Origin of the sequence: Pantoea sp. ARC270 (assembly GCF_003236725.1) — a bacterium.
GTDB lineage: Bacteria > Pseudomonadota > Gammaproteobacteria > Enterobacterales > Enterobacteriaceae > Pantoea > Pantoea anthophila.
In genome coordinates this window covers 1-19,367 of sequence record NZ_PUGA01000036.1, presented here as the reverse complement: position 1 = coordinate 19,367, position 19,367 = coordinate 1, and the positions used below count along the sequence as shown (strand labels likewise).

The following is a 19,367-nucleotide window of genomic DNA, read 5'->3' as shown; positions in this document are numbered from 1 at the left end:
CCTCTTTACTGCTTGAGTTTCGGGTCGAGTGCATCACGCAAACCATCGCCCATCAGGTTAAATGCCAGCACGGTAAGCAGGATGACCAATCCAGGGAAGGTCACCACCCACCAGGCACTTTGCGCATACTGCAGCACGTCGGAGAGCATGGTGCCCCACTCCGGCGTTGGCGGTTGCGCACCCATACCGAGAAAGCCCAACGCCGCCATATCCAGGATGGCGTTGGAGAAGCCTAATGACGCCTGCACGATCAGCGGGGCAAGGCAGTTAGGCAGAATATTGACGAACATCTGACGCAGCATACCGGCACCGGCCACGCCGGAGGCGGTGACATAGTCGCGGTTCACCTCCACCAGCACCGCCGCACGGGTGAGACGGATATAGTGCGGCAGGGCGACAAAGGTCAGCGCGATAGAGGCGTTGACGATCGAGGGGCCAAAGATGGCGACCAGCACCAGCGCCAGCAGCAGACTGGGCAGCGCCAGCATGATATCAACGACACGCATGATGATGACGTCGACCAGGCCGCCGAGATAACCGGCCAGCAGGCCGAATATCACGCCGAAAATCAGCGACAGCACCACCACCAGGCAGCCCACCAGCAGCGACAGGCGCGCGCCGTACATCAGGCGCGACAGCACATCGCGGCCCACATCATCGGTGCCCAGAATAAAGTTCCAGCTGCCCCCGTCCTGCCAGACCGGCGGATGCAGCAGCGCATCGCGGAACTGCTCAGCCGGCGCATGCGGAGCCAGCACATCGGCAAAAATGGCGCACAGCAACACGATGATGATGTACACCAGGCCAATTACCGCGCCTTTGTTACGTTTAAAGTAGTGCCAGAATTCCTGAAACGGGGTCATCGGCTTGGGTGCAACGGTAACGCTGCCGGGATCAACAACAGACATGATGCCCCCTTATTTCTTGTGACGTATGCGCGGGTTCACCACGCCATACAGCAGATCAACCAGCAGGTTGACCAGGATAATCAGTACTGCCGTCAGCAGCACACCGCCCTGCACCACCGGATAATCACGGCGCTGCAACGCTTCAATCAGCCAGCGACCCAGACCCGGCCACGAGAAGATGGTTTCGGTCAGAATCGCCCCGGCCAGCAGCGTGCCGACCTGCAGACCGATGACCGTGACCACCGGCAGCATGGCGTTGCGCAGCGCATGCACTACGATCACCCGCATCCGCGTCAGGCCTTTGGCGCGCGCCGTGCGGATGTAATCTTCACCCAGCACTTCCAGCATCGCCGAGCGCGTCATACGCACAATCACCGCCAGCGGAATGGTGCCCAGCACGATGGCCGGTAAAATCATGTGCATGACCGCGTCATGGAAGTCGCCCGGCTCACCCCAGAAGAAGGTGTCGATCAGCATAAAGCCGGTCAGCGGCATGCTGTCATCCAGGAAGACGGTGTCGCCAACCCGCCCGGAAACCGGCGTCAGGTTGAGCTGCACCGAGACCAGCATGATCAGCATGATGCCCCACCAGAAGATCGGCATGGAGTAGCCGGTCAGGGAGATGCCCACGGCGGTGTGATCGAAAATGGAGCCACGCTTCACGGCGGCCAGGACCCCAACCGGGATGCCCACCGCAACGGCAAATATCATGGCGCAGATGCCGAGTTCCAGCGTCGCTTTGAAGCGCGGAACAAACTCATCCCAGACCGGGATGCGGCTCTTGAGTGAAACGCCCAGGTCGCCATGCAGTACGCCGTTGATGTAGTTCAGGTACTGTTTCCACAGCGGCTGATCCAGACCCAGCAGCGTCATTAACTGTGCATGACGTTCAGGAGAAATCCCGCGTTCGCCCGCCATGATCAGCACCGGATCGCCGGGGATCATGTGAACAAAAGCGAAAGTGAGTAATGTAATACCGATGAACGTTGGGATGACAAGGCCCAGACGTCGGAGTATGAACTGCAGCATAATCCGGGTTCTCTCTTCTCCGCGCGACCGTCGCCGCGAGGGTTGTTATTGCTTACATCTGACGATCGGGTAGGTCCGACCGCGACGCAGTCAGACTGCGCCTCTACCGTTTCCAGTAAAACAGGGAGAAAAAGCCGGGGCGACGCAGGGCCGCCCCGGAAAAGGCGACAATTATTCCTGAATGTCTACCTGAGCAAAGTAGTGTCCGCCCAGCGGATCGACTTTGTACCCGGTGACTTTCTTGCTGACCGGTTCGTATACCGTAGAGTGCGCGATCATCAGCGCCGGTGCCTGGTCATGCATCACAACCTGTGCCTGTTTGTAGTACTCGATACGCTTCGCCTGGTCGGCGGTGGCGCGCGCAGGCTGGATCTGATCCTCAAAGGATTTATCACACCAGCGCGAGTAGTTAGAGCCATCTTTCGCGGCTGAACAGCTGAACAGGGTCGCCAGGAAGTTGTCCGGATCTCCATTGTCACCGGTCCAGCCCATCATGACGGTCTGATGCTCACCCGCTTTGGCGCGTTTCAGGTATTCGCCCCACTCGTAGGTGACGATTTTGGCTTTCACGCCAATCTTCGCCCAGTCGCTCTGGATCATTTCCGCCATGCGGCGTGCGTTCGGGTTGTAAGGACGCTGAACCGGCATCGCCCAGAGGTCGATGGAGAAGCCGTCGGCCATGCCCGCTTCTTTCAGCAGCGCTTTAGCTTTCTCAGGATCGTAGGCGTAGTCTTTGACCGCGTCGTTGTAGCCCCACATCGTTGGCGGGATCAGGTTTTTAGCCGGCTGGCCTGCACCCTGATAAACCGCGTCGATAATGGCCTTTTTGTTGACGGCCATAGTCAGTGCCTGACGCACTTTCAGGTTATCCAGCGGTTTTTTCTCAACGTTGTAAGAGAGATAGCCGACATTCAGGCCAGCCTGCTCATACAGGTTGATGTTTTTGTCCTGCTTCATGCGTGCGATGTCAGCCGGGTTCGGATAAGGCATGACCTGGCACTCACCCTTCTGCAGTTTGGCGTAGCGCACTGACGCATCCGGGGTGATGGAGAAGACTAAGCGGTCGATTTTTGGCTTTTCGCCCCAGTAGTTCGGGTTCGCTTTGTAGAGGATGCGCGAATCTTTCTGGTATTGCAGCAGCTGGAACGGACCGGTTCCGACCGGGTTCAGGTCGACGTTTTGCGGCGTGCCGGCTTTCAGCATGTTGTCCGCATACTCTTTGGACAGGATAGAGGCGAAGTCCATGCCGAGGTCGGCGAGGAACGGCGATTCAGGGCGGGTCAGCACGAAGCGTACGGTGTTGTCGTCCACCTTCTCGATTTTGCTGATCAGCTTCGGCATATCCATGCCTTCGAAATATTCATAGCTGCCGCCGGAGACGCCGTGATAGGCGTTGTTTTTATCCAGCTGGCGCTCAAAGGTGAACACCACATCATCCGCGTTGAAGTCACGCGTAGGTTTGAAATCTTTGGTCGTCTGCCACTTCACACCCTTGCGCAGGTGGAAGGTGTAAGTTTTGCCATCGTCGCTGACGTCCCACTTCTCTGCCAGCGCAGGATGCAGTTCGGTCGTGCCGACAGTGAACTCAACCAGTCGGTTGTAGATCTGACGTGAGCTGGCATCGTAGGTGGTGCCCGAAGTGAATAACTGCGGGTTAAAGCCTTCCGGAGAACCTTCAGAACAGTAGACCAGGGTTTTTGCCTGAACACCGGCGGCGACAGTCATAGCAATCAGGCTCAGACCGACCTTCAGCATCCCGGATTTAGCCAGGGAGTTGATCATGCTTTTGCTCCATTGTGATGTGATGTTGTGTGTATTGCCTGACCTCTGGTTTTTTTATGCGGTTCAGGCGTACCACCGAACAGGTGGTTAAATCGCGCTACGTTTTTTTTGTTTTTCCGAAGCGGGTTGGGCATTCAGAAAATTCCGTAACTGCGGCTTATTGACGCATCAATTTGTCAACAGTTGCAAAGAACGTCAATACAAGGGTTACTTATTTACACAGAGTGTGAGGAATAGCATGCAACGGTAATAAATACCGTTTCCGCACAAAAGCCATACAATGCACAGTGCTGCAGCCCCGATATCCGTGCATTGTGCTGGATGCCAGCTTTATCGCTAGTGATTCTCACCGCTAAAAAACTTAAAACTTTTACCGGCAAATGTTGAATAACTGAACGATTCACCGTGCGTTATGACGTTCATCCAGCGGAATATGCTGGTTTTGATGTATAAGAAATCAGCATGTTGCTGCTTTCGGTCATAAGAAGAACGTGTCGCGAATTATGGTGGCATCTCTGATGTGGCAAGGCCTGCGAGCAGGAAAACGGCGATAATAACGGCTGGTAAGCATCTGGCGCGGCGAATGCCTTTTTCTGGAACTTTCTGGAAGAGGACAGATAAAACGTGAAGCTGTGAAGGACAGGGTGAGCCGGTTCGCTGTGAGAGCGCGTCTGGTTAGTAGGGGAGATTGGGCTTGCTAAGGATTTATCTGCAGCGGCCTTCGTGAAACAGAATGCGACTGCAGGACGTGAAGCGAAGGGAGCATACGCCTGTAGCAAAGCATAGCGGGCCAGGGATGGCCCGCGCTGAGCCCGCCAGGGATGGCGGGTTTTGCGTCTTTGCGAAAGGCGTATGCTCCCTGAAGCCGGCTCAGCGGGGTGACTGGGCAGATTCGCGAGGGAGATCGAGCCTGCTCAGGAAACCCGGTCAGATCGGAAAGTCGCTTAAACCATCCCTGGACGCTCGGCCCACGCCATCCCTGGCGTGGGACGCTTTCCTCTTCTGACCGGGTTACCTGCGCATTGAGTTAATCTGCGGCTGCTGAAAACACGTATTCTGAAGCCCGCTCAAAAATCACTCTTTGCCTTTCAACAGACGAAAAAAAACCTGTCTTTTCAGACAGGTTTCTTAAAGATGGTCGGCGAGAGAGGATTCGAACCTCCGACCCACTGGTCCCAAACCAGTTGCGCTACCAAGCTGCGCTACTCGCCGATGGGGGCGCATGTTACTGCTACCCCGGATTAGCGTCAACCGCTTTTTAAGCTTTTGCCGCCGATCGCCTGGAAAGCATGCGGTTACCGGAAATCAGCCGCCTGCCCTCCCCTTTCGTACACCATTACAGCGATTTAGCCTGACTTTTCGCCGGTGCCTGGCACCAGTTATTGGCCGGGTTAATGCCGCCATCTGGCGAGGTATACCCCAGACAACCCAGGATGGTATCGAACAGCTCAACGTGACGATGGGTTCGCCCCACACGCTGCTGCGCCTGCAGACGCTCAAAATTACTGCGGTTCTGGCTGTCTTCCAGATACTTATCAGATGCCCAGACCATCATCGGCACGCGGAACTGCTCAGGCGGCGCCATCTCACGCGGCGTGCCGTGCAGATGCATATTCTCGCTGATCGACTCCCCGTGGTCGGCGGCATAGAAGACAATCGCCTTCTTATCACGCAGCTGATCCAGCACGCTGTCCAGCATGCTATCCACATAAAGCACCGAGTTATCGTAAGCGTTGATCAACTGCGCTTTGCTGCAGGTCTCATCCACCCCCATACACTCCGGCTGATACTTCGCGAAGCTGCGCGGGTAACGCTGTGAATAGAGATAATGCGACCCTTTGGTATGCAGGATCACCAGATGCTTGCCCTTCGGGAAACGATCCAGCGACGCCTTCATCTCAGGCACCAGCAGCATATCATCCACGGCTTTGCCCTGATTGCGCTTCTCGGAACCGATCTGCTCACGGAAGGCAAAGTTATTGGCATTAACGTTGTCGTAGAACCAGACTTCGCTTTGCATCGCAAACAGCTCAGAGGTGAAGCCCAGCTCTTTCATCACCGCAAACACATTCTGCTCTTTCAGCGTACGGCCCGGATTATTCATCGTGCCGCCTTCGCGCACGAACATGCAGCGCAGCGACAGCTTGGTTGCGGTATCACAGGATTCACCCCGGAACGCGACCAGATTTTTCTCTTTCGACAGTTTAGGCGTGGTGTCACGCTCATAACCCAGCATACCCATGTGATCCCAGCGCGTGGTCTCACCAATCACAAACACCACATAGGTATCATCCAGCCCGGCAGGCGCGACGTAGGTAAACTTCTTCGCCGGATCCAGCAGCTCCTCGCTTTGCAGCGACTCATCCATGCGGGTCCAGGCAAACAGTCCGACCGCCGCCAGCCAGTTGGAAGGAAGATAGGAGTGCGCGACCACGCCGCCGTAGCTCGGCAGATCGATGTTCGTGATCTCTTCATTATGCTTCTGCAGCTTGTCGAAATAACGGATTGGCAGCCAGACCAGCGCCACGCAGAGCAGCATAATCAGGGTCGGTTTCAGCCGCTGTCCCGGCGTACGCAGCTGCTCATTCAGCGTCATGCTCAGCCGGTTGCGCCAGATCATCAGCAACGGTAACGCACTGACCAGCACCATCCACAGAACGAAGTGGTAGCCGATCACCTCTTTAGAGAGATCGGTGTCGGTGGTCATCACCGACGCCACAATGCCGTAGCCAATCACCACGTTGAAAAACGCCATGTAATAGGCGGCGGCAACAGAAATCAGCACAATCAGCGTGGCGAGCACGCGATAAAACCACTTGCCTCCCAGCGACAGCAGGCGCATCAGGAAGAATGTCAGCAGCACGATCGCCACGACCTCGGTGACCGCCGTCAGCCAGTTCGTGACTGTAGATTGCTTCAGAAAACCGTCAAAACGACGATAGAAAATCGGTAAATTCAGCAAGATACCGAGATAGAGCGCCAGCAATAGCGATAACTTTTGCTGCGTTAGCGTTTTAATGTAATTCATGAAAAAGGGGGTTTCTCCGGTGTGAAGCGCCTGACAAATCTTTAATGTGACTGCCGAATCGCGGCAGAGTTCGCTGAATAAGCGGGCCGGACAAGATGAAGGAAAATTCTGAACGGGTTTATGGGCTATAACGCGAGGTGGCCCAGTAAAACATGGCTGCGTTTGATAGACCAGAAAATAATCTTTGTCGACCTGATTAGCACATTTTTTGTACAAGACAGATCGTGGCGGGCAAACAGAGGGTGGCAGAGCGGAATCGGGGATGGAAAAAAAGAGGGGCCTGAGAGCCTCAGGCCCGCTGTTCGCTTAGCGAATGATATTCAGCGTCACGTCAATGTTGTTGCGGGTCGCGTTTGAGTAAGGACAAACGATATGCGCCGCATCAACCAGCTTCTGCGCTTCTGCTTCATCCATGCCTGGCAGATGGATGTTCAGGGTCGCTTCGATACCAAAGCCGTTGGGAATAGGACCGATACCAACTTCACCTTCGATCCAGGCATCTTTTGGCATGGCGATCTTGTCACGGCCCGCCACAAACTTCATCGCACCGATGAAGCAGGCAGAGTAGCCCGCAGCAAACAGCTGCTCAGGGTTAGTCGCTTCGCCGCCTGCACCGCCCATCTCTTTCGGGACACCCAGTTTCACGTCCAGTACACCGTCAGAAGAGGTTGCACGACCATCACGACCACCGGTTGCTTTGGCTTTGGCGCGGTAAACCACTTGTTCTAAAGACATGACATTTCTCCGTTACGCTATTTAATCGCCCGCTACTTATTTGTGCGGTATCAGGCGATGAGGTTTAACGGGTGCCACGCACCCGTCAGCAATTCTTATCGGGACTGGTTCAGGTTATCCCGCAGCCCATCCAGCTCTGTTTTCAGCGCCAGCAGGGTCTCATCGTCACAGGCTGTGGCGCATTTCACCGCTTCAGGAATAGAGGCGGCTTTAATACGCAGCGCCTCGCCCGCTTCGGTGAGCGTCACAGCAACCTGACGCTCGTCCTGACGGGTACGCTGCCGGTTAATCAGACCTGCGCTCTCCAGTCGTTTCAGCAGGGGCGTCAGGGTGGCGGAGTCTAAAAAGAGCTGCTCGCCGATCTCTGAGACGGTGACATCATCTTTCTGCCACAGCACCAGCATTACCAGATACTGTGGATAGGTGATGTCGAGCTGGCTCAGCAACTGGCGATAGACTTTATTCATCGCCAGGTTGGCAGAGTAAAGCGCAAAGCAGAGCTGCTGATCGACCAACAGTGGCATCGGTTTCACTTTTTTGTCATCTTGATCACTGTTCATGGTGTTTAATATAGGTAGCGCACTAGATAATTGCAAGCAAACTTTTATCAGGGGAACAGGCATGCAGAATTCACTGGAAGAACAGGCGCGTCGTTTCGCCACCGAGGCGCATGCCCGGGCCGGTCAGCGCCGCAAATATACCGACGAGCCTTACATCGTTCATCCGGCGGCGGTCGTGGAGCTGGTGCGCAGCGTCAGCCATGATGATGCCCTGCTGGCAGCCGCCTGGCTGCACGACACCGTGGAAGATACACCGACCACGCCGGGCGATATAGAAGCCCACTTCGGCGCGCGCGTGGCCAGCCTGGTAGAAATGCTGACCGACAGCGCGCCTGCCACGGCCAGAAATCGGGCGGCCCGTAAACTGGCGCACTTTCGCCATACTGCCAGCGCCAGTCCTGAGGCGCAAACCATAAAACTGGCCGATATCATCGACAATACCCGCGCGATTGTGCGCTTCGATCCTGACTTTGCCCGCGTCTATCTGGTGGAAAAGCAGATACAGATTACGCTGCTGAAAAAGGGTGATGCGCAGTTATGGCAGCAGGCTTCCACCATTATAGAGAGTGGGATCGCACAGCTGCGCGAATCACCCTATAACGTCCCGGAAAGCTGGTTCGTGAAGCAGGCCGCCAAATACAGCGAATTACGCGCATAAAAAACCCGCCAGCGGCGGGTTCTTTTCTGAAACAGGCTTAGTCAAGCAACTGCCGTCCCAGATAGGGATTAGCATGTAGCAACTTCATCAGTTTCTGTGCCGTCGCAGAAGGACGGGTGCGCCGGGCTTCCCAGCTTTTCACGGAAGAAACGCTCACGCCCATCACTTTAGCAAACTCATCAACCTGCATGCCGGTCATTTCGCGCAGGCGCTGTGGCTCTGGCTGAGCGGGTTGCTGACGCTGAATCAGTAAGTCGGCGGCGCGATCATCACGTGTCAAAACAATCTGCTCAAGGCTGCTGAGCAATTCAAACATCGGGTCTTTTAATTCCATAGAGAACTCCTTAAAACTCGCTATGAAGCACGTGAAAGTAGAGAGGTAAGAGCCTCAACCTGGGGCTCTGAAACCGGGCCTGTTACAGGCTGGATCCCGCAAGGGTTTGTTTTTGTTATTTTTGAAACCACTACGGGACGCAGCCTGCTGTGCACTGCTTTAAAAGGTGTCAGTTCAATGCAACAAATGCCGGGAGACTAAGTATGGATAGAGACCTGACTATTTGCCGCGCAATTTCTCATTATTTTTTTCACTATCTTTTGCCGGAGTTGTTCCGACGCCTCTAAGACGCTGAGGCAACTGGTTTTTGTGCTCTCATAGCGGACAAAAAAATCAAATGCTGTTTGCTATTTATGCGGGTGCCGTCATGCTTTTCGCGGACATCTTCTCAATTTTGTGAGGCGTTCTGCCTCTTCAGATAGTGAGTGCAAAATATACGCCAATGGTTTACTTCCTGAACACTTATATTCACTGCCTTTATGAAATTAAGAATAGTCCTGGCAATCCCCTGTGCGCGGCCGCGCGGCGGCTCACAGCAGGTTGTGGATGAATCACCTATTCTGCACGGCCAGACATCACCGGATAAAACAGCAGACTCCCTGATGAAACGGTCTCTGCCTTCTGCCGGTGCAGCGCTCCGTCAATGCTGATGCGCCTGCGCGAAAGAAGTGCAGGCGCTATGGCACGCCGATGACGGCCAGACCGGGAGCTGATCTCTATAAGGAAAAGCGATGCGTGAAACAGATTTCAATGTCGGCTATCCCTCTTATCGCGTACCGATGATGGGACGTAACGCCGTCGCCACCTCCCAGCCGCTGGCGGCGCAGGCCGGTCTTCGTATGCTGCAACAGGGAGGTAACGCCGTGGATGCGGCGGTCGCCACGGCCATGGCCTTAACCGTGCTGGAGCCGACCGGAAACGGCATCGGCAGCGATGCCTTTGCCATTGTCTGGGACGGTCACACGCTGCACGGGCTGAACGCGTCCGGCCGTGCGCCCGCCGCCTGGCATCCTGAACGCTTTGCCGCTTCAGACACCATGCCTGAAACCGGCTGGGAGTCCGTCACCGTGCCGGGGGCTGTCTCGGCCTGGGTCACCCTGGCTGAGCGCTTCGGCACACTGCCGCTGACCACCCTGGCGCAGCCAGCAATCGATTATGCGCGCGACGGTTTTCCGGTTTCACCGCTGATTGCTCAGCTCTGGCAGCGCGGCTATGACAAGCTGCGGGATCAGCCTGGCTTCAGCCGCTGCTTTGCGCCGCAGGGCCGCCCGCCGCGCGCGGGTGACATTTTCCGCAACCCGGCGCAGGCCACCACCCTGCAGGCGATCGCTGAGAGCCGGGGAGAGAGTTTTTATCGCGGCGAACTGGCGCAGAAGATGGCAGCCTTTGCCCGCGAGCATGGCGCAGCCCTGACGCTGGAGGATTTGAAAAATCATCGCGCCGACTGGGTCACCCTGCTCTCCCATCCGTTTGCCGGCGGATCGGTTCAGGAGTTGCCGCCTAACGGTCAGGGCATCGCCACCCTGATTGCGCTCGGCATACTGGAGGAGTGGGAGATTCATCGCTACGCGCCCGATTCTCCGCAGTGGCTGCATCTGTCGATTGAGGCGATGAAGCTGGCGCTGGTCGATCTGGAGCGCTATGTCACCGATGAAGATCACCTCGAATTTCCGGCTGACCGCCTGCTGAGCAGAGACTACCTCCGCCAGCGCGCCGCGCTGATTGACCCCGGCCAGGCGGGCGATTTTCGCTTTGGGTCGCCGCAGCAAAGCGGCACCGTTTATGTGGCCACCGGCGATGCCAGCGGCATGATGGTTTCATTTATTCAGTCTAACTACATGGGATTTGGCTCCGGGGTGGTGGTGCCTGACACGGGTATCAGCCTGCAGAACCGGGGTGCCGGGTTTTCACTCGACCCCTCTCATCCCAACCTTGTGGCGGGGGGTAAGCGCCCCTTCCATACCATCATTCCGGCCTTTGCGCGGGATGAGCAGGGCCAGCCGCTGATGGCGTTTGGCGTAATGGGCGGCCCGATGCAGGCGCAGGGGCATGTCCAGCTGGCGCTGCGCATCATGCTTCACCGGCAAAATCCTCAGGCGGCGATTGATGCGCCGCGCTGGCGGGTGGTGCAGGGACGCGAGGTAGTGTTTGAGTCAACGATCGATCGCAACACCCTGAGCACCCTGCGCCGCATGGGACACAACGTGGTGCTGGAAGATCCGCTGAGCAATTACAATTTTGGCGGTGCGCAGGCAATCGTGCGCGATCCTCAGGGCTTCTACATTGCGGCCAGCGAGAGCCGCAAAGATGGTCAGGCGGTGGTGTTCTGAAGCGAGGTTCAGCCTGCTCAGCATCACTGAGGGCGTGCTGCCCGGCACGCCCCGACGCCCCGGCGCGGAGATGCGACGGCGCGGGTTGCAGAAAGTCTCTGTTTCACGTGTGGTTTCACATTGTGCCGTGACCAGGGATTGTTCTATTCTTTAGGCCATTCTTACCTGGATATCAGACAGTATCACCGACAGGAGTTGAACCCATGGCTTCAGGACTTACCCGCATCCTGGCACGCAGCGGCATGATGATCGCTGGCGTGCTGATCGTGCTGCAACTCACCGCGTGCGGTGATAAAGAAGGCGAGCAGCGCAAAGCATTTATCGATTTCCTCCAGAATACCGTTATGCGCAGCGGCGAGCATCTGCCCAGCCTGAGCGAAAATCAGAAGCAGAGTTTTGGCAACTTCGCCAGCGACTACGCCATCCTGTATGGCTTCTCGCAGCAGGCGAATAAAGCCGTTGAGCAGGGGATGCGCCCGGTGGTCGATGAGCTGTCTGCCATTCGCGTGCCGCAGGATTACCTCAGCCGTCGTGACTCACTCCGCCAGGCCACCAGCGCCCTGGTGATCGTCACGCAGCAGATTGAGAGCGCCAAAATGCAGGCGGACAGCAGCAAAGCGACCCTGAAGCAGCAGGATGATCTGAAAAAAGTCTACGACAGCGCCTACAACAAAGTGGTGACGGTGCCTGCCAATCAGCTGATCCCGCTGTTGCCTCAGCTTCAGGCGCTGAGTCAGGGCGCGGTCCAGGCCGGCGACTTCCTGCAATCGCAGGGAACCCGCGTCAGCTTCAATGATGGCGGTGTGCAGTTCCCGACCCAGGAGCAGGCTTCGCAATACAATGCGCTGATGAGCACCGTGTCAGCCAATGCACAGGCTCTGCCTCAGGCTCAGGCCGCCGTTCAGGCGGGTCTGCAGTAACGCTTTTTACGGGCAGGCACCGATCGCCTGCCCCTCTCCCTGCCCCTTTTTTTCCCCGCCTCTTCTGCCCCTGAATCCCCCGCTGACTAAAGTGTGATCTGGCGCATTTTCGACCAAAAATAGTTTGTGATCTCAGTCACATTTACATAACAAACCCTGCCATCACGAATGTGATATTCATCACAGATAAGCCGGTGCACCGGTCATAATTCAGGCAAAGTCACCGTGCCCGCCTCTGTATTTGTGATCAAAGTCACGCTAATAGCCCCCGTCCCCACCGCAAATGAGTGATGTGGATCACACTTATTTCGGGCCCTACGCAGTGCCAGATTCGCGTGATAGAGTCCGCGTGCATACAGTAATACCACCGGCTCTGGTCGGGGTGGCTAAACAAAAACAAACGCGCTCTCCTATTGCAGCGCGTCTCAATAAGGGGTGGGTTTATGTCCTCATCAGTCAAGGTCAAAGTACAGAGCTTTGGTCGCTTTCTGAGTAATATGGTGATGCCAAACATCGGGGCGTTTATCGCCTGGGGTATCATCACTGCACTGTTTATTCCAACCGGCTGGATCCCTAACGAAACGCTGGCCAAACTGGTCGGCCCGATGATCACCTACCTGCTGCCGCTGCTGATCGGTTTTACCGGCGGGCGTCTGGTGGGCGGCGATCGCGGCGGCGTGGTCGGTGCTATCACCACCATGGGTGTGATCGTGGGTGCCGATATGCCAATGTTCCTCGGCGCGATGATTGCCGGTCCGCTGGGTGGCTGGGCCATCCGCTCGTTTGACCGGGCGATCGACGGCAAAATCAAAAGCGGCTTCGAGATGCTGGTTAACAACTTCTCGGCCGGTATTATCGGGATGATCCTGGCGCTGCTGGCTTTCCTCGCCATCGGCCCGCTGGTGGAAGGTCTGTCCCACATTCTCGCCGCCGGCGTGAACCTGATGGTGCAGAACAACCTGCTGCCACTGACCTCCATCTTCGTTGAACCGGCGAAAATCCTGTTCCTGAACAACGCCATTAACCACGGCATCTTCTCGCCGCTCGGTATCCAGCAGGCGAGTGAAGCGGGCAAGTCGATTTTCTTCCTGATCGAAGCCAACCCGGGCCCGGGTATGGGCGTGCTGATGGCCTACATGTTCTTTGGTCGCGGCAGTGCCAAACAGTCTGCGGGGGGTGCGGCGATTATCCACTTCCTGGGCGGCATCCATGAAATCTACTTCCCGTATGTGCTGATGGCCCCTCGCCTGCTGCTGGCGGTGATCCTGGGCGGGATGACCGGTGTCTTCACGCTGACCGTGCTGAACGGCGGCCTGGTCTCTCCGGCTTCACCCGGTTCTATCCTGGCGGTGCTGGCGATGACGCCAAAAGGTGCCTACTTCGCCAACATCGCGGCGATTGCTGCCGCCTTCGCTGTCTCCTTCGTGGTCTCTGCGATCCTGCTGAAAACCAGCAAAGTCAAAGAAGATGACGATATCGAAGCGGCAACCCAGCGCATGCATGAGATGAAAGCGCAGTCGAAAGGTCAGGGTGCAGCGGGTGGCGCTATCGCCAGCGATGCCATGAGCGTCGATCTGCATCACGTCCGTAAAATCATCGTCGCCTGCGATGCCGGTATGGGCTCCAGCGCCATGGGCGCAGGCGTGCTGCGTAAGAAAGTGCAGGACGCGGGCCTGAGCAATGTTTCGGTAACCAATACCGCCATCAACGCTCTGCCGGGCGATGTCGATCTGGTGATCACCCACCGCGACCTGACCGAACGCGCCATTCGCCAGGCACCGCATGCACAGCATATTTCGCTGAACAACTTCCTCGACAGCGCGCTCTACAGCACCCTGACCGAGCGTCTGGTGGCGGCAAACCGCAGCGACCTCCATCGTGAAACGGTCAACACTGCCCTGTCTGACAGTTACGATGAAGGCAACGCACACCTGTTTAAGCTGGGCGCGGATAACGTCTTGCTCGGCCTGAGCGCCAGCAACAAAGAGCAGGCCATCCGCTTTGCGGGTGAGCAGCTGGTGAAAGGCGGTTACGTTGAGCCTGAATATGTTGAGGCGATGCTGGCGCGTGAAAAACTGACGCCGACCTACCTCGGCGAGTCGATCGCGGTGCCGCACGGCACGGTGGAAGCCAAAGATCGCGTGCTGAAAACCGGCGTGGTGTTCTGCCAGTATCCGGCAGGCGTCCTGTTCGGCGAAGATGCGGACGATGTGGCGCGCCTGGTGATTGGTATTGCTGCCCGCAACAACGAGCACATTCAGGTCATCACCAGCCTGACCAATGCGCTGGATGATGACAGCGTGATTGAGAAGCTGGCGAACACCAGCAGCGTGCAGGAAGTGCTGGATCTCCTGTCAGGCAAACCGGCACTCGCGTAATTCAAGGCTGTTTTTCCCTGGGGCGGTCATGCCCGTCCCGATTTCCTGGGGCGGGTTTGCCCGCCCCATCGTCATTTGATATGGGTCAAAAATTATGAAAGCGTTACATTTCGGAGCAGGAAACATTGGTCGCGGCTTTATCGGCAAATTACTGGCTGATGCAGGTATCGAACTGGTTTTTGCTGATGTGAATCAGGCGGTGCTGGATGCACTGAACGCGCGTCATGAGTATCCCGTTCATGTGGTTGGCGAGCAGGCCAGAACAGAAACCGTTAAAGGCGTCAGTGCGGTAAACAGCACCAGTGATGAGATCGTCACCCTGATTGCGGAGGTGGATCTGGTCACCACCGCCGTGGGGCCGCAGATCCTGGAGCGTATCGCCGGTAGCGTAGCCAAAGGGCTGGCAAAACGCAGCGACAACGGTAACACCCGTCCGTTAAATATCATCGCCTGCGAGAACATGGTGCGCGGCACCAGCCAGCTGAAACAGCATGTGCTGAAGGCGCTGCCCGAACAGTATCACGCCTGGCTGGAGCAGCATGTTGGCTTCGTGGATTCTGCCGTTGACCGCATCGTGCCGCCAACCGAAGCAGGCAGCAGCGATCCGCTGGAGGTGACGGTTGAAACCTTCAGCGAGTGGATCGTGGATAAAACCCAGTTCAAAGGTGACCTGCCGGCCATTCCGGGCATGGAACTGACCGATAACCTGATGGCGTTTGTGGAGCGTAAGCTTTTCACCCTGAATACCGGCCACGCGATTACCGCCTATCTCGGCCAGATGGCGGGTCACCAGACCATTCGCGATGCCATTCTTGACGAAAAAATCCGGGCCGTGGTGAAAGGCGCGATGGAGGAGAGCGGCGCCGTGCTGATTAAGCGCTACGGTTTTGACGCAGAGAAACATGCGGCTTACATCCGCAAGATCCTCGGCCGTTTTGAAAACCCCTATCTGAAAGATGAGGTGGAGCGCGTCGGGCGTCAGCCACTGCGTAAACTCAGCGCGGGCGATCGCCTGATCAAGCCGACGCTGGGGACGCTGGAGTACGGGTTACCGCACGCCAGCCTGGTGCAGGGAATTGCCGCAGCGATGCACTATCACAGCGACCAGGACCCGCAGGCGCAGGAGCTGGCTGCGCTGCTGGCAGAGAAAGGTCCACAGGCGACGCTGGCGGAGATCTCAGGGCTGGATGCTGACAGCGAGGTCGTGGCTTCGGTGGTGAGCGCCTGGCACGCTATGGCATAATGCGCGCGTGTTAGTGACGCAAGCCGGGCGCAGTTCGCCTGCGCCCAACGGCGGTATTGAACCCATGCAGGCAATAATGGAAGAGAAGCAAGCTTTTGAGAACCGGGTGCTTGAGCGCCTGAACGCCGGTCGTTCGGTGAGAAGCTTTCTGATCGCCGCCGTTGAGCTATTGGCGGAAGCCGTCAATCTGCTGGTGCTGCAGGTGTTCCGCAAAGATGACTATGCGGTCAAATATGCGGTAGAACCGCTGCTGCTGGGCGATGGGCCTTTAGGCGAACTCTCGGTTCGCCTGAAGCTGATCTACGGTCTGGGCGTCATCAGCCGGCACGAATATGAAGATGCTGAGCTGCTGCTGGCGCTCCGCGAAGAGCTGAATCACGACACCGGGGAGTATCGTTTTACCGACGATGAAATTCTGGGCCCCTTTGGCGAGCTGCACTGCGTGACCGCCTGGCCGCCCGCACCGGTGTTTCACACTGACGATGCAGAACTGCGCAGCATGCAGCAGCAGCGCTATCTGCAGATGGTGCGATCCACCATGGTTCTCTCCCTCACCGAGCTTATCGCCCGCATCAGTATGAAGCAGGCGTTTAAAAAGTCCGGCAGCTAATCCCGTCAGGCGCCCTTGCGGCGCCTTTTTTGCCTTAACCTGTCGGGAACCGGCGCCAGATTTGGTGTATCCTTGGCCTGTTTTCCTCAACGAGTTGTTGTCATGAAAGAGCAAGAAAAGAACGAAATCAAACGTCTCAGCGATCAGCTGGACGCACTGAACCGCAAAGAGCCGCAGTTACTGGAATCGGGTGATGCCGAAAAACTGGGCGCGCTGCTGAAAGAGAAAGAAACGCTGGTCACGGAAATTGAGCGTCTGCGCAATCAGCGGGTTGAAAAACTGAGTGCAGAAGCGCAGAAGCTGCAAAAGATGGGCTTCAGCCGCGAAATTACCAAAAAAGAGCAGGCAAATCTGGGTGCGCTGAAGAAAAGCGTGCGCGGCCTGGTCGTGGTGCATCCAATGACCGCGCTGGGACGTGAAATGGGTCTGAAAGTGATGACCGGCTTCGCCAGAACCGCATTCTGAGCCCGCGATCAGGCGGCAGCCTGATCGACATCGGCTTTGTGTTCGCCGGCGGCGGCATAAACCTGCTCCGCCAGCGAATCCAGCAGTTCATAGCGACGGCGATACTCTGCCCGCTTCTTACTGGCGATCTCCTCCAGCGTTTTACGCGGCAGGCTCAGCGGCAGTCTGAACATCCCGTCCGGGCGAGCCTCGCCACTCAGCGACAGCCAGAACTCACTGTAGCTGGCAAAGAACTTATCCCCTTTGCTGTGACGATAACGCAGACTGCGGAAGACGTGCGTCTCATCGCCCACCGCCAGAATAGCTTCCACGCCGCACTGCTTCGCCACAATAAATACCGCTTCCATTAACAGGCGTTTCGGAAAGAGCCCCTGCGCCGCTTTGGTCGCCTCGCGGATCACCTCATTATTGATATGTTTCCGCGGGCCCTGTAATCCGCCAATTAATAAGGTGCGCTGGTTATTCTCGTTCAGAATAGAAAAAGAGAGCGAGGCGATCACTTCGTCGTTATAACGCAATACCAGCGTCACTTCACCTTCACGGTCGAAATAACCCGAGCTGCAGGAGAGCAGGAATTTCTCGCCATTTTTACCGATCAGCGTCGCCAGCGGATTATCAGACGCGCTCTGCAGCAGCTGACGCAGCGCCGGATTCGCCAGATTATTCATCAGGGTGTAGTGATCGAGAATGGCCTGTGCGCGGGCCGCAATGCTCATCCCCGAGCGCAGATAGGGCCGGTGCAGCTTGGCTGGCAGCAGTCCCTGGGTGCTCATCAGCAGGGCGCGCTGTGGTAATTGCGACAGCGCATCCAGATAATGCAGCGTAGTCAGCGGCGATATTAATGTTCTTAACACAAATTTCAGCCGGAAGCGTTTACTCAGCCAGAGTTTATCCGGCACATATTTCCCACTGATTAACTGGAAAAAAAGCGAGGCAGTTGAATCGGTCGTGGATTCATGAGTAGTTATAATTGACATAATCAGCGACACACAAAGAGTTAAGCAACGATGTCACTGAAAATAACATGGCCAATATCAACGGCAGGTTAATATCGGACAACATTAAAGCGGATATTTTACGATTTCTGGTTCACTTTGAGACTGCATAAAATAGGGATAAAAAAAACCGGCAAAATAGAATTTACCGGTTTATCTTCATTATGTTTACGTTTGGTTAACTTACTGAGCAGCAGCGAAACGCGCAGCCGCTTCGTCCCAGTTAACGACGTTCCAGAACGCTTTGATGTAATCAGGACGTTTGTTCTGATACTTCAGGTAGTAAGCGTGTTCCCACACGTCCAGACCGATGATCGGGAAACCAGACACGCCGGCAACCGCTTCGCCCATCAGTGGGTTATCCTGGTTTGCGGTGGACACCACAGCCAGTTTGTCACCCTGCTTAACCAGCCATGCCCAGCCAGAACCGAAACGGGTGGCTGCCGCTTTCTCAAACTCTTCCTGGAATTTTTCTACGCTGCCGAAATCTTTCTCAATCGCGGCTTTCAGGTCGCCCTGCAGCGTGGTGCCGGTTTTCAGGCCTTTCCAGAACAGGCTGTGGTTAGCGTGACCACCTGCGTTATTGCGCAGTGGGCCTTTTTTGTCTGCTGGCAGCTGATCCAGTTTGGTGATCAGCTCGTCAACCGGCAGATTGGCAAATTCAGTGCCTTCCAGCGCCGCGTTAGCGTTGTTCACATAGGTCTGGTGATGTTTGGTGTGATGGATTTCCATCGTCTGCTTGTCGAAATGCGGTTCCAGTGCGTCGTATGCGTAAGGCAGGGATGGCAGTGAATAACTCATGTTCTTCCTCTCCATTTAGTGGGTGCAGCACGACGGATTCAGGACGTGCCGCGTAAGCAGTCGAATCATTATAGTTAAATTCATGTAGCGTAAAAGGGTAATCAATGCCCTATAAAACCTAAGGAATTGAGAAATCCGGCAATAGCAACCCGTTGTTTTTACAAGATGCTGTGCCTCACCCTGCCTTTTTGACCCTCTCCGTCCGCCGGACCGGGATGCCGATCCCGCACGCAGAGCAGGCGGTCTGTCCGCCCGCCTGCCGCGTCAGCCCTGACCTGCGGACTACCTGCCCAGCTCGCGCAGTGCGCTGTCGAGTGCGCCGACCAGCCAGTCGATGTCACTTTCCTGGAATGCCAATGGCGGACGCAGTTTCAGCACATTCCCATAGGGGCCCGCGACCGAGGTCAGCACGCGATGTTCACGCAGCTTCTCGATTAAATCCAGCGCCAGGGTTTTATCCGGCGTTTTACTGTGACGATCGGTCACCAGCTCGAAGCCGATAAAGAGTCCGGCACCGCGCACATCCCCTACGCACTCATAACGATCCATCAGGGTTTTCAGCTCAGCCAGCAGCTTCGCGCCGACGACCCG

17 protein-coding genes and 1 tRNA gene are annotated in these 19,367 nt (G+C 56.4%); 7 read left to right on the top strand and 11 right to left on the bottom strand.

The genetic code is table 11. The features are described from left to right. Positions 1–5 precede the first annotated feature (5 nt). The 7 genes from dppC to CKF42_RS16015 all read right to left on the bottom strand — a co-directional run bounded on the left by dppC (position 6) and on the right by CKF42_RS16015 (position 8,042). A complete protein-coding gene (dppC, locus tag CKF42_RS16050; protein ID WP_009088366.1) occupies positions 6–908 on the bottom strand; it encodes a dipeptide ABC transporter permease DppC in 903 nt (300 codons plus the stop codon). Positions 909–917: 9 nt separating this feature from the next. Further along, positions 918–1,937: a dipeptide ABC transporter permease DppB gene (gene dppB / locus CKF42_RS16045; protein WP_009088364.1), complete on the bottom strand. Its 1,020-nt coding sequence runs from the start codon at positions 1,935–1,937 to the stop codon at positions 918–920. A 171-nt stretch (positions 1,938–2,108) separates the two neighbouring features. Beyond that, positions 2,109–3,719, bottom strand: coding sequence for a dipeptide ABC transporter periplasmic-binding protein DppA (gene dppA / locus CKF42_RS16040; protein ID WP_058957158.1), 1,611 nt, complete (start codon positions 3,717–3,719; stop codon positions 2,109–2,111). 1,135 nt (positions 3,720–4,854) lie between these two features. Further along, positions 4,855–4,931 (bottom strand) — tRNA-Pro (locus CKF42_RS16030). Positions 4,932–5,055: 124 nt separating this feature from the next. Further along, positions 5,056–6,747, bottom strand: coding sequence for a kdo(2)-lipid A phosphoethanolamine 7''-transferase (eptB, locus tag CKF42_RS16025; protein WP_009088360.1), 1,692 nt, complete (start codon positions 6,745–6,747; stop codon positions 5,056–5,058). 306 nt (positions 6,748–7,053) lie between these two features. Then, a complete protein-coding gene (locus tag CKF42_RS16020) occupies positions 7,054–7,482 on the bottom strand; it encodes an organic hydroperoxide resistance protein (RefSeq protein WP_009088357.1) in 429 nt (142 codons plus the stop codon). Positions 7,483–7,577: 95 nt separating this feature from the next. Then, entirely contained in the window at positions 7,578–8,042 is a 465-nt protein-coding gene (locus CKF42_RS16015) for a MarR family winged helix-turn-helix transcriptional regulator (RefSeq protein ID WP_046100928.1), read from the bottom strand. 61 nt (positions 8,043–8,103) lie between these two features. On the opposite strand from CKF42_RS16015, the gene CKF42_RS16010 reads away from it, so the two are divergent. Continuing rightward, positions 8,104–8,700: an HD domain-containing protein gene (locus CKF42_RS16010; RefSeq protein WP_111208626.1), complete on the top strand. Its 597-nt coding sequence runs from the start codon at positions 8,104–8,106 to the stop codon at positions 8,698–8,700. A 37-nt stretch (positions 8,701–8,737) separates the two neighbouring features. On the opposite strand, the gene CKF42_RS16005 is transcribed toward CKF42_RS16010, so the two are convergent. Next, positions 8,738–9,034, bottom strand: a complete 297-nt coding sequence (locus CKF42_RS16005) for an HTH-type transcriptional regulator (RefSeq protein ID WP_009088351.1) — start codon at positions 9,032–9,034, stop codon at positions 8,738–8,740. Positions 9,035–9,765: 731 nt separating this feature from the next. On the opposite strand from CKF42_RS16005, the gene CKF42_RS16000 reads away from it, so the two are divergent. From CKF42_RS16000 to CKF42_RS15975, 6 genes are all read left to right on the top strand, one after another. Next, entirely contained in the window at positions 9,766–11,364 is a 1,599-nt protein-coding gene (locus CKF42_RS16000) for a gamma-glutamyltransferase family protein (RefSeq protein ID WP_111208625.1), read from the top strand. A gap of 203 nt (positions 11,365–11,567) precedes the next feature. Beyond that, the gene (locus tag CKF42_RS15995; protein ID WP_009088346.1) at positions 11,568–12,284 is read left to right on the top strand and encodes a DUF3053 domain-containing protein; all 717 of its coding nucleotides are present in this window, start codon (positions 11,568–11,570) and stop codon (positions 12,282–12,284) included. A gap of 443 nt (positions 12,285–12,727) precedes the next feature. Beyond that, positions 12,728–14,662 carry a PTS mannitol transporter subunit IICBA gene (locus CKF42_RS15990; protein WP_111208624.1) on the top strand — a complete coding sequence of 645 codons (1,935 nt, stop codon included), beginning with the start codon at positions 12,728–12,730 and terminating at the stop codon, positions 14,660–14,662. A gap of 94 nt (positions 14,663–14,756) precedes the next feature. Next, positions 14,757–15,905 carry a mannitol-1-phosphate 5-dehydrogenase gene (gene mtlD, locus CKF42_RS15985; RefSeq protein ID WP_046100926.1) on the top strand — a complete coding sequence of 383 codons (1,149 nt, stop codon included), beginning with the start codon at positions 14,757–14,759 and terminating at the stop codon, positions 15,903–15,905. Positions 15,906–15,969: 64 nt separating this feature from the next. Then, positions 15,970–16,515, top strand: a complete 546-nt coding sequence (gene mtlR / locus CKF42_RS15980) for a mannitol operon repressor MtlR (RefSeq protein WP_181161962.1) — start codon at positions 15,970–15,972, stop codon at positions 16,513–16,515. 102 nt (positions 16,516–16,617) lie between these two features. Further along, positions 16,618–16,980 (top strand): YibL family ribosome-associated protein, encoded by a 363-nt coding sequence (locus CKF42_RS15975; protein ID WP_058957163.1) that lies wholly within the window; start codon positions 16,618–16,620, stop codon positions 16,978–16,980. An 8-nt stretch (positions 16,981–16,988) separates the two neighbouring features. On the opposite strand, the gene CKF42_RS15970 is transcribed toward CKF42_RS15975, so the two are convergent. The 3 genes from CKF42_RS15970 to CKF42_RS15960 all read right to left on the bottom strand — a co-directional run. Further along, a complete protein-coding gene (locus tag CKF42_RS15970) occupies positions 16,989–17,957 on the bottom strand; it encodes a VirK/YbjX family protein (RefSeq protein ID WP_111208623.1) in 969 nt (322 codons plus the stop codon). Positions 17,958–18,158: 201 nt separating this feature from the next. After that, complete coding sequence (sodA, locus tag CKF42_RS15965; protein ID WP_009088335.1) at positions 18,159–18,776, bottom strand: superoxide dismutase [Mn]; 618 nt, start codon at positions 18,774–18,776, stop codon at positions 18,159–18,161. A 282-nt stretch (positions 18,777–19,058) separates the two neighbouring features. Further along, positions 19,059–19,367: aminotransferase class III-fold pyridoxal phosphate-dependent enzyme (locus CKF42_RS15960; RefSeq protein WP_146239949.1), on the bottom strand; the 309-nt coding region annotated here is incomplete at its 5' end.